Annotated in this window: 17 protein-coding genes; 9 read left to right on the top strand and 8 right to left on the bottom strand. The window is 37.5% G+C overall.

Translation table 11 applies throughout. From position 1 onward, the window contains the following. Positions 1-3 precede the first annotated feature (3 nt). Both M030_RS0113005 and M030_RS0113000 read left to right on the top strand, forming a co-directional pair. Positions 4-435 carry a hypothetical protein gene (locus M030_RS0113005; protein WP_155860248.1) on the top strand — a complete coding sequence of 144 codons (432 nt, stop codon included), beginning with the start codon at positions 4-6 and terminating at the stop codon, positions 433-435. After that, on the top strand, positions 435-1,289 hold the full coding sequence (locus M030_RS0113000) for a hypothetical protein (RefSeq protein ID WP_027373907.1): 855 nt from the start codon (positions 435-437) through the stop codon (positions 1,287-1,289). The genes M030_RS0113005 and M030_RS0113000 overlap by 1 nt, the downstream gene beginning before the upstream one ends. Here the strand turns inward: M030_RS0113000 and M030_RS0112995 are convergent. The 3 genes from M030_RS0112995 to tsaD are packed head-to-tail and all read right to left on the bottom strand — an operon-like array spanning position 1,286 to position 3,449. After that, positions 1,286-1,981, bottom strand: a complete 696-nt coding sequence (locus M030_RS0112995) for an RsmE family RNA methyltransferase (protein ID WP_027373906.1) — start codon at positions 1,979-1,981, stop codon at positions 1,286-1,288. The two genes, M030_RS0113000 and M030_RS0112995, sit on opposite strands and share 4 nt — an antisense overlap. Positions 1,982-2,025: 44 nt before the next feature. Next, complete coding sequence (locus tag M030_RS0112990) at positions 2,026-2,436, bottom strand: hypothetical protein (RefSeq protein ID WP_027373905.1); 411 nt, start codon at positions 2,434-2,436, stop codon at positions 2,026-2,028. Next, on the bottom strand, positions 2,433-3,449 hold the full coding sequence (gene tsaD, locus M030_RS0112985; protein WP_027373904.1) for a tRNA (adenosine(37)-N6)-threonylcarbamoyltransferase complex transferase subunit TsaD: 1,017 nt from the start codon (positions 3,447-3,449) through the stop codon (positions 2,433-2,435). The genes M030_RS0112990 and tsaD overlap by 4 nt, the downstream gene beginning before the upstream one ends. A gap of 4 nt (positions 3,450-3,453) precedes the next feature. Here tsaD and M030_RS0112980 point away from each other — a divergent pair, with 4 nt between their 5' ends. From M030_RS0112980 to M030_RS25900, 6 genes are all read left to right on the top strand, one after another. Next, on the top strand, positions 3,454-8,244 hold the full coding sequence (locus M030_RS0112980) for a translocation/assembly module TamB domain-containing protein (RefSeq protein WP_027373903.1): 4,791 nt from the start codon (positions 3,454-3,456) through the stop codon (positions 8,242-8,244). A gap of 134 nt (positions 8,245-8,378) precedes the next feature. Beyond that, positions 8,379-8,849: an Lrp/AsnC family transcriptional regulator gene (locus M030_RS0112975; protein WP_027373902.1), complete on the top strand. Its 471-nt coding sequence runs from the start codon at positions 8,379-8,381 to the stop codon at positions 8,847-8,849. Between the two features lie 69 nt (positions 8,850-8,918). After that, complete coding sequence (locus M030_RS0112970) at positions 8,919-9,296, top strand: hypothetical protein (RefSeq protein ID WP_027373901.1); 378 nt, start codon at positions 8,919-8,921, stop codon at positions 9,294-9,296. Positions 9,297-9,772: 476 nt separating this feature from the next. Next, positions 9,773-10,306, top strand: coding sequence for a DUF4303 domain-containing protein (locus M030_RS0112960; RefSeq protein WP_027373899.1), 534 nt, complete (start codon positions 9,773-9,775; stop codon positions 10,304-10,306). Between the two features lie 151 nt (positions 10,307-10,457). Continuing rightward, the gene (locus tag M030_RS0112955; RefSeq protein WP_051585048.1) at positions 10,458-10,934 is read left to right on the top strand and encodes a hypothetical protein; all 477 of its coding nucleotides are present in this window, start codon (positions 10,458-10,460) and stop codon (positions 10,932-10,934) included. Further along, positions 10,912-11,427: a hypothetical protein gene (locus M030_RS25900; RefSeq protein ID WP_227533162.1), complete on the top strand. Its 516-nt coding sequence runs from the start codon at positions 10,912-10,914 to the stop codon at positions 11,425-11,427. Before M030_RS0112955 ends, M030_RS25900 begins: the two co-directional genes overlap by 23 nt. A gap of 70 nt (positions 11,428-11,497) precedes the next feature. On the opposite strand, the gene M030_RS0112945 is transcribed toward M030_RS25900, so the two are convergent. The 4 genes from M030_RS0112945 to M030_RS0112930 form a co-directional block, all read right to left on the bottom strand. After that, entirely contained in the window at positions 11,498-12,442 is a 945-nt protein-coding gene (locus M030_RS0112945; RefSeq protein WP_027373896.1) for a transketolase family protein, read from the bottom strand. Between the two features lie 11 nt (positions 12,443-12,453). After that, complete coding sequence (locus M030_RS0112940; RefSeq protein ID WP_027373895.1) at positions 12,454-13,596, bottom strand: hypothetical protein; 1,143 nt, start codon at positions 13,594-13,596, stop codon at positions 12,454-12,456. A gap of 30 nt (positions 13,597-13,626) precedes the next feature. Next, the gene (locus tag M030_RS0112935) at positions 13,627-14,502 is read right to left on the bottom strand and encodes a transketolase (protein WP_227533161.1); all 876 of its coding nucleotides are present in this window, start codon (positions 14,500-14,502) and stop codon (positions 13,627-13,629) included. A gap of 86 nt (positions 14,503-14,588) precedes the next feature. Further along, on the bottom strand, positions 14,589-15,107 hold the full coding sequence (locus M030_RS0112930) for a hypothetical protein (protein ID WP_027373893.1): 519 nt from the start codon (positions 15,105-15,107) through the stop codon (positions 14,589-14,591). A 180-nt stretch (positions 15,108-15,287) separates the two neighbouring features. On the opposite strand from M030_RS0112930, the gene M030_RS24090 reads away from it, so the two are divergent. After that, complete coding sequence (locus M030_RS24090; RefSeq protein WP_051585044.1) at positions 15,288-17,522, top strand: reprolysin-like metallopeptidase; 2,235 nt, start codon at positions 15,288-15,290, stop codon at positions 17,520-17,522. Positions 17,523-17,611: 89 nt separating this feature from the next. Here the strand turns inward: M030_RS24090 and M030_RS0112920 are convergent, their stop codons facing one another. Continuing rightward, entirely contained in the window at positions 17,612-19,171 is a 1,560-nt protein-coding gene (locus tag M030_RS0112920; protein ID WP_027373892.1) for a sodium:solute symporter, read from the bottom strand. Positions 19,172-19,266: the final 95 nt, after the last annotated feature.

The raw sequence follows: 19,266 nt of genomic DNA, 5'->3' as shown, positions 1-19,266 counted from the left end.
ACCATGAAAAAGTACACCAAATATCTGTTCTTTTTTTCTGTATCGATGTCCGCGATGACATTGATCATACAGGAAATCGGATATAAGGAGATCTATCCGTTTTCCGGTTGGAAGCTGTTTACCATACCTGCTGCAGGAGAAAAGTCTATAGATAGATATAAACTTTACGGAGTTAAAGATGGTGATACCATAAGAATCCTCAATAAAAAGTCTGAAAGCTATGAAGCCAATGATGAAGAGGGAATTGTATATGTATATGGCGAAAAGATCGACAGGAATGAAGAGAGAGCAGAAAATATAAAGAAGCTTCTGATCTTTGCTAAAGACACAAGACCTGAGTTTCAGAAGTATTTACTCTATAAAGAAACCTATAACCCCAGAGAAATAGGATCAGGAAAAGTGAATCTGCATAAAAAACTGATTACCGGCTTGTAATGAAATATCCTCAGCTTACAGTATTCAATTATAAAATTGCTTATTATGCAATAAGATTAGTCGGTTTGTACTGGCTGATAAGTCAATACCTGAGGTTTTCTCAGCTGCAGGGCAGGCCAAAGGAAGTTTATGAGCCCTTCTTCTGGCTGGAAAAAATCATCTTTCCGGAATTTCCGGGTATCCTTTTATTTACCGGTCTTTGTATTGGCTGTGCTGTCTGTATTATTATTTCAGTTCTGAAACCATCTTACTTGTTAAATACATTGATATTTTTGCTGATGGCGGTTATTAATTTACCTTTATCAGCCAATTTTGGATTACATAATGATAATCATCTCGTCATATTAGGATTTTTTCTAAGTATTTTTTTACTTCCTAAAAATCTTGAAGAAAAGGATTATAAGTGGGTACAGTATTTCTATCTGGGGATCTTAATGACCTACACCTTTGCCGGAGCAAGTAAGTTTTTGGGGACGATTAAAAACCTCATGAACAATACAGATAAAATGCTGTGGATAGACAAAAATGCTGCAAAAATGAATTCATTCGGAAGCTATTGGGCTGCCGATGTCAGCATACCCGTCTGGATGAAAGAGGTGTATGCCTATGAAAACCTTTGGGTTTTCCTCACAATGACAGGAATAAGCTTACAGCTTCTTTGTTTTCTTGGAGCTTTTAACAGAAAATTGCTTACATTTTTTATGCTGTTCATTGTAGTATTCCACCTGTACAATATCGTGTTCGTTCTTGCAGATTTCAGAAATGCTATCTTTTTTGTTTTAGCAGCGCTGTTTCCCTATCATCTGTTGATTCCGCTTTTTAGGCGAAACAGGAATCAAAAGATGAACCACTAAATCATTTTGTTATAATTCCATGCTGCAACGAAAATTCCGGCAGTTTCAGTTCTCAATCTCTGATTCCCCAGTGAAACAGCTTTGATATTATGCTGTGCCAGAAACGAAATTTCCTTTTCAGAAAAATCACCTTCAGGGCCGATTAAAAAGGTAACTTGCTCCATCACCGGAATATGGTTCAGGTCCGTTCTTTCCAGATTTTCATGACAGTGCGCCACAAAAGTGTTTTGAGGACTGGTATTTTTTAGAAAATCTGTGATTTTAGTCAAATCATTAATAATAGGAAAATGAAATCTCAAACTTTGTTTTGAAGCGGAAATTGCTTGCTTTCTTAATTTATCAATATTAATATTTTTACGTTCCGTTTTCTCTGTCTGTAAAATCGTGATCTCAGAAATTCCCATTTCAACGGCTTTCTCTACAAAAAACTCGATACGGTCAATATTTTTCGTTGGAGCGATTGCAATATGAAGTTTCGGATTAAAATTTGGGAAGTCCGTTTTAATTGTATCCACTTCCATATTTGCTTTTTTGCCTTCAATCAAAAGCTTCCCGGATGCCAGACTTCCTTTTCCGTCGGTCACATGAATTTCTTCACCGTTTTTCATGCGGAGAACCTTTACAATATGCTGTTGCTCTTCGTCGTTGATTGTTACCTGACTTCCCTCAATTTCTCCGTAAAAAAGTTTCATATTCAAATATTTAGAATCTTCCTGAATTTATTTATAAGTGATTATTAAAAGTAAATTTCATTTTCGCTTAAAAATGCCACACCCGTCTTTATTGTCGTATAAATATCACCTTCGCAATCACGATAAGAGCACATATAGATTTCTTCTACCCAAAGATTATTCATGAAAATCATATTCAGATATTCATTTTTTCTTAAATTATTTTTAATCGATAGATAATCTCCTTCTTTCGGTTCATACGGAAAACTAAAAACATTCTCTGAGTTTATTTTCTCAAGAATTTCTTCCTTTATATTCTGGATGTACCCTGTTTCCGAACTTATCATTTGGAAATCTTCTTCTACAAATTCATGGGTAACTTCATTTTTACCAGTAATCGTTTCTAATACCCAATAATATTTTGAGTTTTTCTTAGAATGTGTTCCAAGTATTTTTTCTTCTAACAATATTTTCATAAATCATATTTTGCAGTGGCCGTAGTCCTTAAATCGGTAAATTCTCCTCTTTCAAACTTCAGTTGGGCAACCATAGCAATCATTGCCGCATTATCCGTGGTGTACTCAAATTTTGGAATGTAAATATTCCAGCCCAGTTTTTCACGGTTATTTTCCATTGCTTTTCTCAAGGCAGAATTCGCCGAAACACCACCGGCAATGGCAACTTCTTTAATGTTGAGCTCCTTAGCCGCTTTTTCAAGCTTATTCATTAAGATTTCAATGATACATTTCTGTACAGAAGCACAAAGATCATTAAGGTTTTCTTTGATGAAATCAGGATTTTTTCTCACTTCTTTCTGGATGAAATACAATACTGATGTTTTAATCCCGCTGAAAGAATAATCGTAATTTTCAAGCTTAGGTTTGTTAAACGTGAAGGCATCAGGATTTCCTTCTTTCGCCAGCCTGTCAATAATAGGTCCTGCAGGATAATCAAGATCAAATATTTTACCTATTTTATCAAAAGCTTCACCCGCAGCATCATCGATCGTTTTACCGACAATTTCCATATCAAAATAGTCTTTTACGACGACGATCATGGTGTGTCCGCCGCTTACAGTAAGGCAAAGGAAAGGAAATGTAGGCGGCACAGGATTTGCATCCTCGATGAAATGGGCCAGAATATGGGCTTGAAGATGATTCACTTCAATAAGCGGTACATTAAGGCTCATAGCCAAAGACTTAGCAAATGATGTCCCTACAAGAAGTGATCCCAAAAGTCCGGGTCCACGTGTAAATCCTATAGCTGAAATTGCATTTTGTTGTATATTTGCTTTGGTAAAGGATTTTTCAACAACGGGGATAATGTTTTGTTGATGGGCTCGTGAAGCCAGTTCAGGGACTACACCACCATATTCTTTGTGGATAGCCTGATTTGCGGCAATATTCGAAAGAATAGAATTCCCCTTGATGATAGCTGCTGAGGTGTCGTCGCAAGACGATTCAATACCTAAAATTATAGAGTCGCTCATAATAATGGCAAAGTTAGAGAATAATAACGAGAATGAGAATAAAAAATCGGTAGCTGAAAACTTAGGAGATCAGGTACAGAAAACTGTTGAAAATGTAGAGGGAAAGGTTCGGGAAACAGTAAAAGAAGCATCTGAGCTCGCTTCAGATGCCATTCATCATCCTGTAGAAACAGCTGAGGAATTTGGGAAACAGGCAATGAAAGACGTTGTCAGCTATTCATGGTGGGCGAAACTTTTGCTGATCCTTTTTTGGCTGGGTCTTTTTCTTGTGGCAAGTGTCCTGATTGTGATCAACCTTCCCGTAACCAAACAATGGGCCGCTGACCAGGCACTCAAAATTGTAAACCAGGATTTTAAAGCCGGATTCTCTACCGAAAGCGTTGATGTAAATTATTTCGGCGATGTTACCATAAAAGGTCTTAAAGTTAAAGATTATAAAGGTTTCAATTTCATTACCGCCCGTGAATTCCGTGCAGATTCAGACTGGATATCTCTGGCCGTAAATGCTATTTCCGGGAATAGTAATTCTCTGAGTTTTAATTCCCTTACCCTTGTGAATGCTGATATAAAGGTGATCACCTATAAAGGAGACAGTATTGCTAATTTTGTCAGATTTACAGAACTTTTTGACAACGGTAAAAAAAGAGATCCGAAAAAACCCCCTTTTCAGTTAAATTCCAGGGTACAGATTATTGATTCTAAAGTTTCTATTGTAAACCAAAACTCCGAAGGCGAACATGGAAAATGGTTGACCGCAACTAAATTTAATTTAAAAGCTCCGAACGTAAAGGTGAATGGCCCCAATGTTTCGGCACTGATCAATAATATGTCTTTTGTGACTTCAAGATGGGGGAAATCACATACTGTAGATACTTTTTCAACAGAGCTTTCTTTGACGCATCAGTTTTTATCACTTAAAGATCTTACGTTAAATACAGACCATACTTTACTTCAGGGAGATATTAAATTCAATCTCCACGACGGCTCATGGGCAGATTTTGCAGATAAGGTAGCCTGGAACATGAATATCCAGCAGGGCAGCCAGGTCAGCGGATATGATATCAGCTATTTTGTAACGAATTGGGATAATATCAAGCCATTTAATATTGCCGGTAAGATGACGGGTCCGCTGAATAAATTTCACCTGGAAAACTTCCTGATCAGAAACCCTGATGTCAACATTGCCACTAAAACAATGAAAGTGGATAACCTGTTGAAAGGACATTTTGCGATTGAAACAAGAGACCTTTCCACAGATTTTACCTATAAGGATCTGAAAGCGATGATGCCTTCCTTTATTTCTGTTAAAATGAAAAATTTTGCCGATGATTTCGGAAAATTAAAATATAACGGTACCGCAAGAGTTACTCCTGAGCTGGTGTATGTAGAGAGCGGAAATTTAATGACAGGCATCGGGCAGGCAAAAATATCTAAACTTTCTCTGACAGGTTATAGTACAGCTATGCCTAAATACACAGGGTATCTGGAAGTAAAAGATCTGAATACCTCTGTGATCACAAAAAACAAATCGGTAGGTCTTATTTCAGGTAAATTTGATCTGAACGGTCAGAGCTTTGATGTGAATACCATGCGCTTGACCACCAAATCTCAGATCAGCAGTATCGAAATCATGGATAAAGTGATTAATAACCTCTACCTGGACGGATTATTAGATCATAAAAAATACAACGGACTCATCACTGTTAATGATGAACAGGCAAAAGCCACCATCAAAGGATTGATTGATTTCAGTACATCCAGAATTTCTACCGATGTAAATGCCGATGTCACTTACCTGAACATGAATTATTTCACGGGTAAGCCTGGTAATCAGGTCGTAAGCGGGCAGGTAGAAGGTAAAATGGCGATGTCATCTATTAATGACCTTACTTTGGATGTGAATGCGAATAACCTGCATTTTGCAACAGCTACTCAAAAATATGAGATTCCCAACGCCAAATTAAAAACATTTGTGGAGGCCGGTGGCCGTGTCATTGATGTAGATGCTCCGGGTGCTGCGACAGGAAAGATTTCAGGGCGGTACAACCTTGGTGATCTGGTAGGAATGGTAGAGAACGGAGTTGGAAGGATTTTGGTGGGACCACCGCCAAGAAAACTGTACAGAGATCAAAACTTTAAGATGAACTTTAACGTACAGCAGGGACTTGTCAATTACTTTTTACCGGACCTGAAGCTTCCGAACGGAGCCCTGGTGGAAGGTGAGTATGATGGGAGTTCCAATAACCTGATTCTGAATCTTGATGCGGCTGCGCTAAAGTATATCATGACCAAAGAAGAGGAAATCACGGATGCCGATAAGGCCTTAGCTTCTTCCAACCCTGATTATATCGTTAATAACAGAAAAAATCAAAGCAGGGACAGTGCAATGGTAGACAGTGTTAAGGTGAGGATTAATACAGCCAACCTTAGCCAGCAGATATACGCCAGAATCAACAGACTTGAATATAATAAAAATATCATCAAGGATTTTGAGCTTAAAGGAAACAATGAGAATGGGAATACGCTTCACCTTGCTACCGTCTTCAAACATGGAAGTCCTGACGATGAAATCAATGAAAAGCTTAAAGAATATGCCATCAATGTTGATCAGTCTACAGATGCAGCCGGCGATTATGTCTTTAAATTTGAACCGACAGAGGTGAAATTCAATGAAGTGACCTGGGCTATTGATACAAGTCCGGAGCTCAATCACTCTATCACCTACAGGAAGGGAACCGGGGATTTTGATATCCGAAATCTGAGGATTTATTCTGATGAAAGTGCATTACTCATCAAAGAAGCTCAGTTTAAATCGCTCAAAGATTTTTATTTAGACGCAGATATCCATGATTTTTCCATCGAAAAGTTATTGGAGATGCAGTCTGGCGGAAATGGCATGGATATTAAAGGTCTTGCCAACGGAAGCGTGAAGATCAAAATGGATAAGAGCACCCTGCAGCCATTGGTAGATCTTACCATCGACGATATCAAAATGAACGGTAATGATATGGGAGATATTACTGTATCAGCTACCAACGGGTTCTCACTGAATGTGTATGATATCGATATCAAAGTACATTCCGCAGGAGCTCTTGGAGGAAATAGTCTTGATGTGACCGGTACGGTTAATAACAATACCGCTTCTCCGGATATTGACCTCACCGCACAAATGCGTGATTTTGATTTATCTTTCACCCAACAGTTCGTGCAGTCTATCTTTGGAAATCTGAGAGGAAAAGCGACAGGTGATTTAAAAATTAACGGAAAATTAAAGAACCTCGATTATAACGGGGATATTGCCTTAAAGGATTTTGGATTAAAACTCTTGTTTACAGGAGTAGATTATTCATTTGATGATACGGTAATTCAGCTTACGAAAGGGCTTGCAATTCTTAACAATATTGAAGTACATGACGGAAGGACCAATTCAAAAGGGAATATCTCAGGGGCTATCCAGTTTGAAACACTTTCTTCAATGGGGGTTTCTCTCGTAATGAGGGCTGACAACCTGCTTATGCTGAATACTACCCAAAAAGATTTCGACCTTTTCTGGGGTAGAGTATATGGCCAGGGAGATCTTTATGTGGATGGGCCTGTGTCTGGATTAAGCATAACTACACCCAATATGAGGGCACTTAATGGAAGTACTTTTACTTTTAATTCAAGCTCAACCTCCAATGTGGAAGAGTTTAAAATGCTGAGATTCCTGAAAGAAGGAAAAGACGGCTTGGTCACTCTTGAAGAAAAGAAGAAGACGGGAGCTAATATGAACATTGACTTCAATCTGGCTGTAGATAAAGGAACTACCGTGAACGTACTCGTAGGAGATGATGTGGGAAATATTACCGTAAAAGGCTCAGCGGATCCTTTACGATTCCATATGAACAGACAGGGAAATATTGCCATGAGTGGTACTTATAAAGTTGATAACGGTACATTCGTTTCTAAAGCCATCCTTAATAAAACCTTCCAGATCGAAAGAAACAGTAGTATCAGGTGGGATGGTGATGCCATGAAGCCTGCTTTGGATATTAATGCCAATTATGTAAGAATGGTTTCCAATGTGGGGGAATATCTTAATTTAAGTAAGCTTCAACCGATCAGTATTTTGTTACAGGCCCACATTAGCCAGTCGTTGGTAGATCCTAAAATTGATCTTAATGTGACGGCTCTGGATGTTTCCAGCCAGGTAAGGGAAACGCTGGCGGCGAAAATGAGCCAGGAAGGGGAGAAAGTACTCCAGTTTGGTTCGGTGCTCTTGTTGAGTACGTTCAACGTATCCAACACCGGTGGAGTAGATGTAAATGTAGGGAATGTGGCAGAATCATCCGGTTATAATATGCTTTTAAAGCAGTTGGGATCGGTTCTTAATACGATGAGTAATGAATTCCAGATTGACCTTAATTATGTGAAGGGAGATCAGAATGCGAATATCGGAGACAGGGCCAATGCCGGAGTTAGCGTTGCCGTATCACCGAGGATTAATGTGAAGACCGGATTGGGAATTCCACTATCAAGAACTGAAGGTACTCAGGCAAATTATCTCTCTACCGAGGGATCTATTGAATATGACCTCTCAAAAAAGAATGACGGAACGTTGCTTATCCGTGGATATTCCAAACCTGCAAATATTGGGATGATCAGTACAAATGGTTCTACTAATCAGGCTTATGGAGTGGGTGTTATGTGGAGTAAAAGCTTTAATTCTTTATTCAAAAAGAAGAAAAAAGACAAAAAACCTGCAGGAGCTAAAACAGAAATAAAAACAGATTCTATAAAATCAGATACTAAATAATTTGAATATTTTAATGATTTTTATCATCTGTGTTAATTATTGTTAATATTTGATATATTTTTTTTAGTTAAATTATTTTTCGTAAATTTGCAAAAAATACATAGATTTTTTAAAGAAATTGTAATTTAACTAATATGAACTATCAACTGGACGAAATAGACAAGAAGATTCTTGATTTCTTAGTAGAAAACACAAGAATGCCTTTTACTGAAATTGCAAAGCAGATGGATGTTTCTGCTGGAACAATTCACGTAAGAGTGAAAAAGATGGAAGATGCAGGTATTATTTTGGGATCATCTCTTAATATCGATTATGGAAAGCTGGACTATCACTTTACAGCTTTTATCGGAATCCTTTTGACAAAATCAAACCGTACTCAGGAAGTATTGAAAGAATTGTCAGTTATTCCTAATGTAATCGAAGCTAGCGTTATTTCCGGAAAATATAACATTTTCTGTAAAGTAAGAGCTAAGAATACAGAAGATGCTAAAAGAATTATTTATCAGATAGATGACATTCAGGATGTAATGAGAACTGAAAGTATGATTTCTATGGAAGAATACTTAAGTGATAAAAACAGACTGATCAACGCGATCTCTATTTAATTCAAATTTTAAACGAATTATTATAAAAGAACTTATGAAATCTCTCATAAGTTCTTTATTTTTGTACCTATGGAAGAATACAGCTATTTTGATGAAGATCCGAAGAAAGGATGGGGTTTCGTATTAGCCTTTGCTGCGTTAATGTTATTTACCGTAATGGGGCTTGGCATTGATGTCGATGAATATTTGCAGCATGAATATCTTGAAATCCCGAGATGGTACTTCTATGTTATTTTCTCCATCGACTTCCTGATGATGATAGGGCTGATCCTGATGTTCTTCTACCGCAAAGCAGGAATCTTTATGTTCCCTGTATTACTGGTGCTGCATTTCTTTATGCATAACTATTACCTGTCTACTTTTTTATATACCGATGTGACCAATCTTTTCCTTTTTACAGGATTTGGCATGCTGGCAATCATTCCGAAATGGAAATTTTTTAAATAGGACTATACAGTTTTTATCTGTTAAAGTGGTTGAAGAAGCTCATACATGAACTGAATATGAAGCCGTCAGGGTTATGTCTCTGTGAAGTTTTTGCCACTGTAATATCCGGGATTCTTATTTAGCTTGTTGTCTATTCTGCGTTCTGCAGTTTAGTCTGGATTTTAATATTGTTTTCTAACAAGACTATTTTCTTTCCATCGAACGATAATCCTATAATCTGTGAACGTATTTCTTCCTGTAAGTTCGATCTTTTTCTTTTAAATTTAATAGCTTCCACTATCTGTCACTCCAAAAAAATATCTGGATTGTTTCGAAAAGTGATACAGGTGTATTCTTACTCTTCTAGACGTTTTAATAATAAATAAGTCAGGAAAAATAGCTGAAATCATGAAACTGGCTACACCTTTCATAAATACAATAGTCTGATTTGCCAGGATTAAAGTATTTTTACGGCCCATTTTAAAAAAGAAACAAATATGGATTTTCAGATTTTAAAAGAACAGATAGAAGCAGCTGCAAAAAAAGCCTTTTTGGAAATATATGAGAAACATGGTGAAGAAAACATCTATAGTTTTGCATTGTACAGTGATGAGGGAGCAATGACCGTCTGTCCGTCTGCTAATACGCTTAAAGCAACAGCCGGTCTGGATGAAGACGATAAGCTGTATTATACGTATGAACCTGCAGAATGGACCTATGAATCATCAGGAGCCGATGAGGCGTTTAATGCGATATGTTCTCAACTGAGAGATGAGCTTTCTCAGAATGAGGAAAATGAGGAATGGTTTACTGATTTTCAGGCTAAACTTTATGCTGCTTGTATTGAAGTGCTGGAAAAACTTAAAAATGAAAATTTCTTCAGCAATATTACCGGACAAGACATTTTCCTGATTTTCACAGTCTCAGATTATGAATTTGAAGAGCAGGATATGAAAAATATCATCACCCGCCTCAACGATAACAAATATGGAACAGAATATTTGCAGTGGATGGATGCCTGGGGCCATTAAAGTACTAATATAAGCCACATTAACAAAGCAATCTTCTATCCCTGCTTCAAAGTAAATTGCAGGGTCGGATAATAACAGGTGAAATTGCTTATTCTTTTTAAGAAAAATAACTACCTTTTGTAAAATTTTAAATCAAATTATAAAAACTAATATGAATACACTTGAATTCTACAAGAAAGACGGAAATGTATATGTCTTTAAAAATCAACCGGTCTTTATGACTGTAGTATCTATTTTCTTTTTAGCAGTAGGAATAATAACCTTTAACAGTATAAGGGTTTTAAGCCTTCTTATGTTTTTGGTTGTCGTTTTCATTATTATCAACTTCTTTGCTAAAAAATTTGTCATTGATCCTGACCGGCAGACGGTAACCGGTAAACATAGTATTTTTGTTCCTGCCCAAACCTATTCTATACAGGATTTTACGAACTTTGAAGTGATTGCTACGAAATATATGTTTATTACTGCCAATGTGATGGTGTCCATGCATTTTAATATCAACGGAAAGGATAAACAGCTTACTATCGGCCAGTCTCTTACCAAAAAAGGGATACAGAAAATGGTAAATGAAACTGAAGATATCATGAACAGTAATCAGCAAGGTAATGAACGTCATAGACCGCTATAGATTCGAAGAAAACGGAAGTGAGATCCGGCTGATGCCTAATTATAGCTTTATTCGTACGCTGGTATGGTGGCTGGCATTGGGCGTGCTTGCATTTGTGGGGATTTGCCTCTATTATGCAGGACAATGGGGAGATCATTTTATCGTGACTTTGATACCATGGGGTGTCTATATGGCTTATTTCCTTTATGACCTTATTTTTAGAATTCCCGTTACCTATATTTTTGATAAATCAGAGAAATGTATCTACAGAAAATTATACATTTCTAAAAAGATCATGAATTTCGATGAAATGACCTATTTTATTAAAGATGACAACGGAGGAGGATATTACGCAATCGGAAAACGAAGAAACCAGTTTGTGAAAAATTATAAAATCAGTAATTATTTTTCAGACTCCAAAGCATCACGGAAAAGAGAAGAAGAATATATCGTACATATATTTCATCCTATATTGAGAGCTGTAGGAATTCCGGTACCGCAATCTGAACAATAAATGCATTAAAAAATAAGTCCCGGGCGGTTTCGAAGAAACCCCGGGACTGTTAGTATACTATAAGCCTGTATTAAGCTAAAATTCTCTTTACAGCTTCTTTCACTGCAGCAGCGTCAATTTTATACTTTTTCATCAATTCTGCAGGTGTTGCAGACTCTCCGAAAGTATCATTTACCGCTACGAACTCTTGTCTTGTAGGTCTTTTTCTGGCAAGCATTCCCGCTACAGATTCACCTAAACCACCTAAGTAGTTGTGCTCTTCAGCAGTTACAATTTTACCGGTTTTTTCAACAGATTTTAAAATGATTTCTTCATCTAAAGGTTTGATCGTATGGATATTGATCACCTCACAAGAGATTCCTTCTTTTTCAAGCTCATCAGCAGCTACAAGAGATTCCCATACAAGGTGCCCTGTTGCCACAATCGTTACATCAGTTCCTTCCTGCAGCATAATTCCTTTTCCGATTTCGAAAGGCATATCTTCAGGCATGAATACAGGTACAGTCGGTCTTCCGAATCTTAAATATACAGGCCCTTCAAAGTCAGCAATTGCAATCGTTGCAGCTTTAGTCTGGTTGTAGTCACAAGGATTGATTACCGTCATTCCCGGAAGCATTTTCATCATACCGATGTCTTCCAGAACCTGGTGGGTAGCACCGTCTTCCCCCAACGTAAGTCCGGCGTGAGAAGCACAGATTTTTACATTCTTTCCTGAATACGCAACAGACTGACGGATCTGGTCGTATACTCTGGAAGTAGAGAAGTTGGCAAAAGTTCCCGTAAAAGGAATTTTTCCTGTAATACTAAGACCAGCAGCAAGTCCAATCATATTGGCTTCTGCAATACCTACCTGAAAGAATCTTTCCGGTGCCTTTTCAATGAATTTTTCCATTTTTAAAGAACCGATAAGGTCGGCACATAGAGCGACAACATTAGGGTTTTTGTCAGCAAGTTCTGCTAATCCGGCTCCGAATCCTGAACGAGTGTCCTTTTTTTCTGTATATGTATATTTCATTTTTATTTTTATTAATCGAGATTGTTTAAATAATTGTTTAATTTCTTTTGATCATCAGCTTCAAGTTTTCCCTGAATTTCGTTGAGATATAAAATCTCCCGTCGTATTTCATCCAATGTACTTTTGATTCCCACAGAATGAGGCTCAAACTGTGAAAGATACATATCACACATCTGCCCCGTATAATTTTTCAAATGTTCCTTTAGCTCTTTGTTGTTGAACTGCGGAATACTCTTTTCAAAATTCGTACAATGCTTGGGTAATCCTTTCCAAAGTTTGTCATTGTGTATAGTATGAATCGCTAGATCACCATCAGGTTGGATATTTTTTTTGTAATCAGAAACATAATCTGTGACAAATGCGTACTCTTCAAATTCTACGGCAGCAGAATCGGCAGCTACAACTGCTGAGTCAGCGGTCATATTATTGTACTCATCCATTTGCTTCTGATAAGCAAGTGTAAGAGAATCACGCTTTCGCTGTCGGTCAGTAATGATTTTTTTATGATCGATATACACAATATCCTTAGAATCTGTTATCGATTTCATTACTAAATACTCCTTGTCATAATCTTTTTCAGGTGCCAGCTTCAGAATAAATCCTTTCAAACCGGATTTTTCCAGTTTAGGTATTTTAAGATATTGTTTCACCAATCCGTTGAAAACAGTAAAACTGTCATAAGGAGAAGTTTCATCAATACATACTTTAAGGGACCCATCTTCACGGGTGAAATTCTGTTTTTTAGACTTGAAGTTAATCAGATAATGTTTACACGGAATACCTAATATCGTTTCCTGGGTGTTCAGTTTTTTAGATTCAAAAGCATATTCTTCTTCCGGGGCCTCGTAGGCTGAATTAGACATCATAGAATCCCATAAGAAATTCCCGGTTCCTGCACCGTTAAGGCGGTTATTCAATTCCAGACTTACCGGACTCGTTGCCAATGCATCGGTAAAGAGATACATCGGAACATCTTTGAAGGTAATATTGGTGAAAAAATCATTGTTATTGCTTACATACATTTTCACGGAAGAATTGGCAGGGTTATTTCCCTCCATCTTATAGGTAAATTCCTTCGCAAAAGAAATCTTCTTTTCCTGGGCAATACCTGGAATAAAACTTGTAAGTAAGCAGATTAAAATGAATTTTTTCATGAAAATTTGATACCTGATTTTTTAAAGATATTAGTAATCGGCAGGAGCTTCTAAATACAATTGTTTGAAAGCGAGATCCAGCTGCTCATCATTAGGTGCTTTACCATGCCACGCATGAGATCCCATCATATAATCTACTCCGTAACCCATTTCTGTATGAAGCATAATCGCTACCGGTTTCCCTTTTCCCGTTTCAGCTTTTGCTCTTTCTAAAATAGCAATTACAGCCTCAAGATCATTACCGTTTTTCTCTTCTAAAACGATCCATCCGAATGCTTCCAGTTTAGCATGAAGATTTCCTAAGCTTAATACATCATCCGTATCACCGTCGATCTGACGTCCGTTATAGTCAATTGTTGAAATGATATTATCTACTTTTTTAGCAGCAGCATACATCAAAGCTTCCCAAACCTGACCTTCCTGAAGTTCTCCGTCTCCGTGAAGAGAGTACACAAGAGATTGATCTCCGTCCAGCTTTTTACCCTGAGCTACCCCTAAAGCAACTGAAAGTCCCTGCCCAAGTGAACCTGAAGCAATTCTGATTCCCGGAAGACCTTCGTGAGTAGTCGGGTGACCCTGTAACCTTGAATCCAGCTTTCTGAAAGTTCTCAATTCATCTACCGGGAAGAAACCGAATCTAGCCAAAGTAGAGTAGAATACTGGTGAAATGTGCCCGTTTGACAAATAAAAATGATCCTCATTTTTTCCCTCCATGGTAAAAGGAAGATGATAGTTCATCACCTTTCCATAAAGGGCTGTGAAGAATTCTGTACAACCTAAACTTCCACCCGGGTGTCCTGAATTAACCGCATGAACCATTCTTAAAATGTCTCTTCTGATCTGCGTAGTAAGAGATTTTAACTCTTCGATACTTTTACTCATTATATCTGATTTATTTGCACACAAATCTACAATTTTTTGACGGCTTACGGAAATGCAAAATCCGGATCTGAAAAACCCGGATTATGATATATCGACATGTTGAGAAGCTTTTAACAGCCTTCGTTGATGTAAACTGTGATTTCAGTAACAGTATTATTGACGAATTTAAAAGTTAATTGGGTTCCCGCATCATAGTCCTCAATATTAAAATATCCCGCATCTTTGATACGCTTACCATTATCATCCACGTCAGGGCGTACACTGAAAGTAGACTGATTCCTGTAAGCATTGATCAGGTCATCTCTGGTACTTCCTACTCCCATTCCGCTTTTTGTTTTAAATTTTTTACTCGTGGTCGTCAAACCTGTAATGGTAACGGCTTCAGGTGAAGCATTGCCTCCATAGCCTTCGTAAAGCTGAATATTGATGATCTCTCCATTGTATTTTACCATATTCTTTTTTTCTCCATCGGAAACTTTCAGTGAAGTGCCTGCAATCTTTTCGGCCTCACTTTTTTCCATAAAGATTTTGTATGGCCCTATTCGTAAAGTGGAGATTTCAAAATTTTCCTGCGCGCTCATGTAACTGAAAGCCATTACAAGCATACATAGCGAAATAATTTTCTTCATAGTTTTTTCTGAGTTATTGTTATTGCCTGCAAAGATACTGAAAAAGCGCAGCATTGAAAGGAGAGCAGGTTATTTAAGGCTCTGACTGAGGATTTGTTAATTATTTTAATTAATAATTTATATGATTGATAGGTTTTGTTATTTTTTTATATATTTATTAATAACTTAAATCTCATATTTATGAAAATTAAACAATTGTTTTACCTTGGTATATTGATAATATCCATTTCCTTTGGGAAAGCACAGGATTTTTTTACACCTATCAATGAAAGGTCCATTAAAACAGACTCTAAAAACAGAACCGTGCAACCTGAGAAGTTCCTTACTTACCAATTGGATGTTGCGGCCATGAAAAGCTACTTTGCCTCAGTTCCCGAATTAAGGGATGATCAGCTTAAAAATAATGCTCCCATTATCATTCTGCCAATGCCTGATGGTACAAAAGCAAAATTTAAGATTTGGAAATCCTCCGTAATGGCTCCGGAACTCGCAGCGAAATTTCCTCAAATAATTACATTGACCGGGCAAGGCGTTGATGACCCTTATGCTACGATAAAACTGGATTTTACAGAACTGGGTTTTCATGCTCAGATAAAATCGGTGGTATCAGGAGATAATTATATTGATCCCTATTCCAAAACAGATAACAGCAATTATGTTATCTATAAGAAAAGTGATGTAACGGACAAAAGCCAGAGAGTCTGCGGAACAAAGGATGAAGATGCTCTATTACAAAAAAAAAACGTACTAAAGTCCGTTACCCCAAGCGTAGGAACTCAAATTAGAGTTTTTCGTTTTGCCATAGCTTGTACCGGCGAATATGCAATTGCAGCGACAGGATCAGCTTCACCCACTGTGGCTCAGACCTTATCAGCTATTGTAACCACTGTAAACAGAGTAAATGGAGTGTATGAGCAGGAAGTCGCTGTAAGGTTGGTTTTAATACCCAATGAAACGAGCATTATTTTTACAAATCCTAATACAGATCCTTTTAATGGGAATAATGATGCCTATACATTAATTGATGAAAGCCAGGCTCAGATTGATGCTATCATAGGAACGGCAAATTATGACATCGGACATACATTTAGTACAGGCGGTGGCGGATTAGCCAGTTACGGTATATGTGACCCACAGTATAAAGCAAGTGGAATTACCGGTTCACCTAATCCTGTAGGTGATCCTTATGATATTGATTATGTAGCTCATGAAGTAGGACATCAGTTTTGGGGACCCCATACTTTTAATGCAACAACAGGAAGTTGTGGCGGTGGCAATCGAAGCAACTCTAATGCTGTAGAACCTGGTAGCGGGATTACCATTATGGCTTATGCCGGGATTTGCGGAGCTACAAATAATTTGGCTGCTAACAGTATTCCTATTTTTCATACCCGTTCATTTCAGTCTATCACGAGTGCAGTTCAGTCTGCATCATGTTATGTAACTAATCCTGTGGCCAATACCGCTCCTGTGGTGAATGCAGGAAATAATTATACCATCCCTAAAAGCACACCGTTTAAGTTGACAGGTTCTGCAACAGATGCTGAAAACAATGCGCTTACGTATTGCTGGGAACAAAACGATAATGGCCCTGCAGGAAACTGGAATGTTGCTACAGGAAATGCAGCAATATTCAGATCATTCATGCCTGTCACTGTACCCTACAGATATTTCCCTAAACTGTCTGATATCATCAATAACACAACCTCTAAAGGTGAGATTCTGCCATCCTACGCAAGAAATATGGAATTCAGACTAACGGTCAGAGATAATAATCCCGGGTGTGCCGGTGTTGCAAACGATGACGCCATTATTACTGTAGACGGGGCTTCAGGCCCATTTAAAGTAACTGCTCCTGCTTCTGCGGTAGCATGGGCAGGGAATTCTTCTCAAACCATAACATGGGACGTAGCCAACACAACTGCAGCCCCTGTCAGCTGTGCTAATGTAAGTATTCTGCTTTCAACAGATGGTGGCCTTACTTACCCTACAATCCTTGTGGCTTCCACACCCAATGATGGCTCTGAGGCAGTTACGATCCCGGATATAAGCACTACACAAGCCAGAATCATGGTGGCAGGAGAAGGAAATGTATTTTTTAATATTAACCCTGTTAATTTTACCATCAACAGAGCATCATTAGCCGTAAGCGAAGTAAACGGAAATAAAGATGTATTTGTAGTATATCCTAATCCAAGCAAAGGAATTTTGAATATCAGATTTGCCCAGTCAAATGAGGTGTACGATATTGCTGTATATGATGTGAGTGGAAGATTAGTGTTCAGCAGGCAGGATAATAAACCGGCCCATGATAAAACCGGAACATTCAACTTAGCCGACTTAATCAATGGCGATTATATGGTTAAAATCAAATCAAAAAACATTGATAAAACGGTAAAATGGATCAAAGAATAAACATGATCTAAAATCATCACTTGATAAAAAAGGCTGTTTTCAACCAATGAAAACAGCCTTTTAAATTTTATGCTAAAGCTTATGAGCGGTTAGACAACCTTTAAGTATTGTTTGTCTTTTACCAGCCATAATCCGAAGAACGTCAATAACCCGTTCAGGATGATCAATTCTACCCCGATACGATAATCTGTGTAGGCTGTCACGGTAAAATTAATCAGGTAAGTGACAACCGGAGCTAAAATAGTGACCATCAGAATAGAATACTTTTTTGAAATTTTGAATTTGGTGAAAATCCCGAAAGCAAAAAGACCCAGCAGCGGACCATATGTATAGCCGGCAATTTCCATGATCAGATAGACAATTGATTTATCATTTAATGCTTTGAAAACCATAATCAGAATAAAGAAGACTACGGTAAAAGTTAAATGTACTTTCATACGAAGGCGTTTCTTTTCTTTTTCAGTTTTGGTTTTGTCTTCATTGAGGTTTAGCAAATCTACACAGTATGAGCTTGTAACAGCTGTCAGTGCACCATCTGCAGAAGGAAACAATGCGGAAATCAACCCGATAATGAAGATGACTGAAATAGCCATTGGAAAATAGCCTTGAAGGGAAAGGGCAGGGAAGAGGTCGTCTCCCATAATGTTTTTTATGTTTCCCGAAGCATCTTTAAATCCGAAGATATTCGTCACCGTATCTCCATTGATCGTTCCGTAATCAGCTCCGTGCTGTAAGGCAAAAAGGTAAAGCAATCCTCCTAAAAATAGGAAAGCAAGATTCACAATAAGAAGAGTTCCTGCAAAGGTCAGCATGTTCTTTTTTGAATTTTTAAGATTATCTACAGAAATATTTTTCTGCATCATTTCCTGGTCCAGCCCGGTCATAGAAATGGTGATAAAAATTCCGCCTAATATGGTTTTGAGGAAAAATGTTTTCGAATTAGGATCGAAATTAATAAAGTGAGTATAGTTTTTCTGTTCTAAAATGGTGTACGCTTCGCCAAAAGATAAGTTAAGATTAGACAGAATATAAATGATACATCCCACAAGACTGATAATCATAAAAGACGTCTGCAGAGTATCTGTAATGACAATCGTCTTTACACCACCTTCAAACGTATAGAGAAGAACCATCAGCAAAAGCACAAGGGACGTTGCCCAAAAAGGAACTCCCAAACCTTCAAGCAGGAAAATCTGTAATACATTGACAACCAGGTATAATCTCGCTGTAGCGCCGATTGCCCTTGAAATAATAAAGAATATAGAACCGATTTTATGAGCTTCCACATTAAATCTCTTTCCCAGATAGGTATAAATGGAAGTCAGATTCATCTTGTAATACAGAGGAAGTAATATCGCTGCCACGATAAAATAACCGATGAAAAAGCCGATTACCATCATGTAATACTCAAAACCTCCGTAAATGTATTCTGAACCGGTCATCTTGCCGACCGTTCCGGGTACTGAAATAAAAGTGACGCCACTTAAGCTGGTTCCTATCATTCCAAATGCTACAAGCCACCATTTACTTTTTTTGTTTCCGATAAAGAATGACTGATTGTCGGAATTTCGGCTTGTAAAATAAGAGATTACCAAAAGACCTACAAAATAGACAAAGACAAATAGCAAAAGGATAGTTCCTGGATTCATTCTTAATTTTTAAATTTTAGCAAATATATAATTTGATAATTTATTTTTTTAAATTTATAGGGTTTATTTCAGTAATAAATAAATTAAATTTTAAA

This window comes from Chryseobacterium sp. UNC8MFCol (assembly GCF_000482305.1).
GTDB lineage: Bacteria > Bacteroidota > Bacteroidia > Flavobacteriales > Weeksellaceae > Chryseobacterium > Chryseobacterium indologenes.
This window is presented reverse-complemented; position numbering and strand designations above follow the sequence as displayed.

Excerpts from the sequence above, each read along its gene's own strand:
- M030_RS0112995 (WP_027373906.1), bottom strand. The coding sequence starts at position 1,981 with ATGAAACTTTTTTACGGAGAAATTGAGGGAAGTCAGGTAACAATCAAC.
- M030_RS0112980 (WP_027373903.1), top strand. The coding sequence starts at position 3,454 with ATGGCAAAGTTAGAGAATAATAACGAGAATGAGAATAAAAAATCGGTA.
- M030_RS25900 (WP_227533162.1), top strand. The coding sequence starts at position 10,912 with ATGAACGTCATAGACCGCTATAGATTCGAAGAAAACGGAAGTGAGATC.
- M030_RS0112955 (WP_051585048.1), top strand. The coding sequence starts at position 10,458 with ATGAATACACTTGAATTCTACAAGAAAGACGGAAATGTATATGTCTTT.
- M030_RS24090 (WP_051585044.1), top strand. The coding sequence starts at position 15,288 with ATGAAAATTAAACAATTGTTTTACCTTGGTATATTGATAATATCCATT.
- M030_RS0112975 (WP_027373902.1), top strand. The coding sequence starts at position 8,379 with ATGAACTATCAACTGGACGAAATAGACAAGAAGATTCTTGATTTCTTA.
- M030_RS0112920 (WP_027373892.1), bottom strand. The coding sequence starts at position 19,171 with ATGAATCCAGGAACTATCCTTTTGCTATTTGTCTTTGTCTATTTTGTA.
- M030_RS0113005 (WP_155860248.1), top strand. The coding sequence starts at position 4 with ATGAAAAAGTACACCAAATATCTGTTCTTTTTTTCTGTATCGATGTCC.
- M030_RS0112930 (WP_027373893.1), bottom strand. The coding sequence starts at position 15,107 with ATGAAGAAAATTATTTCGCTATGTATGCTTGTAATGGCTTTCAGTTAC.
- M030_RS0112960 (WP_027373899.1), top strand. The coding sequence starts at position 9,773 with ATGGATTTTCAGATTTTAAAAGAACAGATAGAAGCAGCTGCAAAAAAA.
- M030_RS0112940 (WP_027373895.1), bottom strand. The coding sequence starts at position 13,596 with ATGAAAAAATTCATTTTAATCTGCTTACTTACAAGTTTTATTCCAGGT.
- M030_RS0112990 (WP_027373905.1), bottom strand. The coding sequence starts at position 2,436 with ATGAAAATATTGTTAGAAGAAAAAATACTTGGAACACATTCTAAGAAA.
- M030_RS0112945 (WP_027373896.1), bottom strand. The coding sequence starts at position 12,442 with ATGAAATATACATATACAGAAAAAAAGGACACTCGTTCAGGATTCGGA.
- M030_RS0113000 (WP_027373907.1), top strand. The coding sequence starts at position 435 with ATGAAATATCCTCAGCTTACAGTATTCAATTATAAAATTGCTTATTAT.
- M030_RS0112970 (WP_027373901.1), top strand. The coding sequence starts at position 8,919 with ATGGAAGAATACAGCTATTTTGATGAAGATCCGAAGAAAGGATGGGGT.
- tsaD (WP_027373904.1), bottom strand. The coding sequence starts at position 3,449 with ATGAGCGACTCTATAATTTTAGGTATTGAATCGTCTTGCGACGACACC.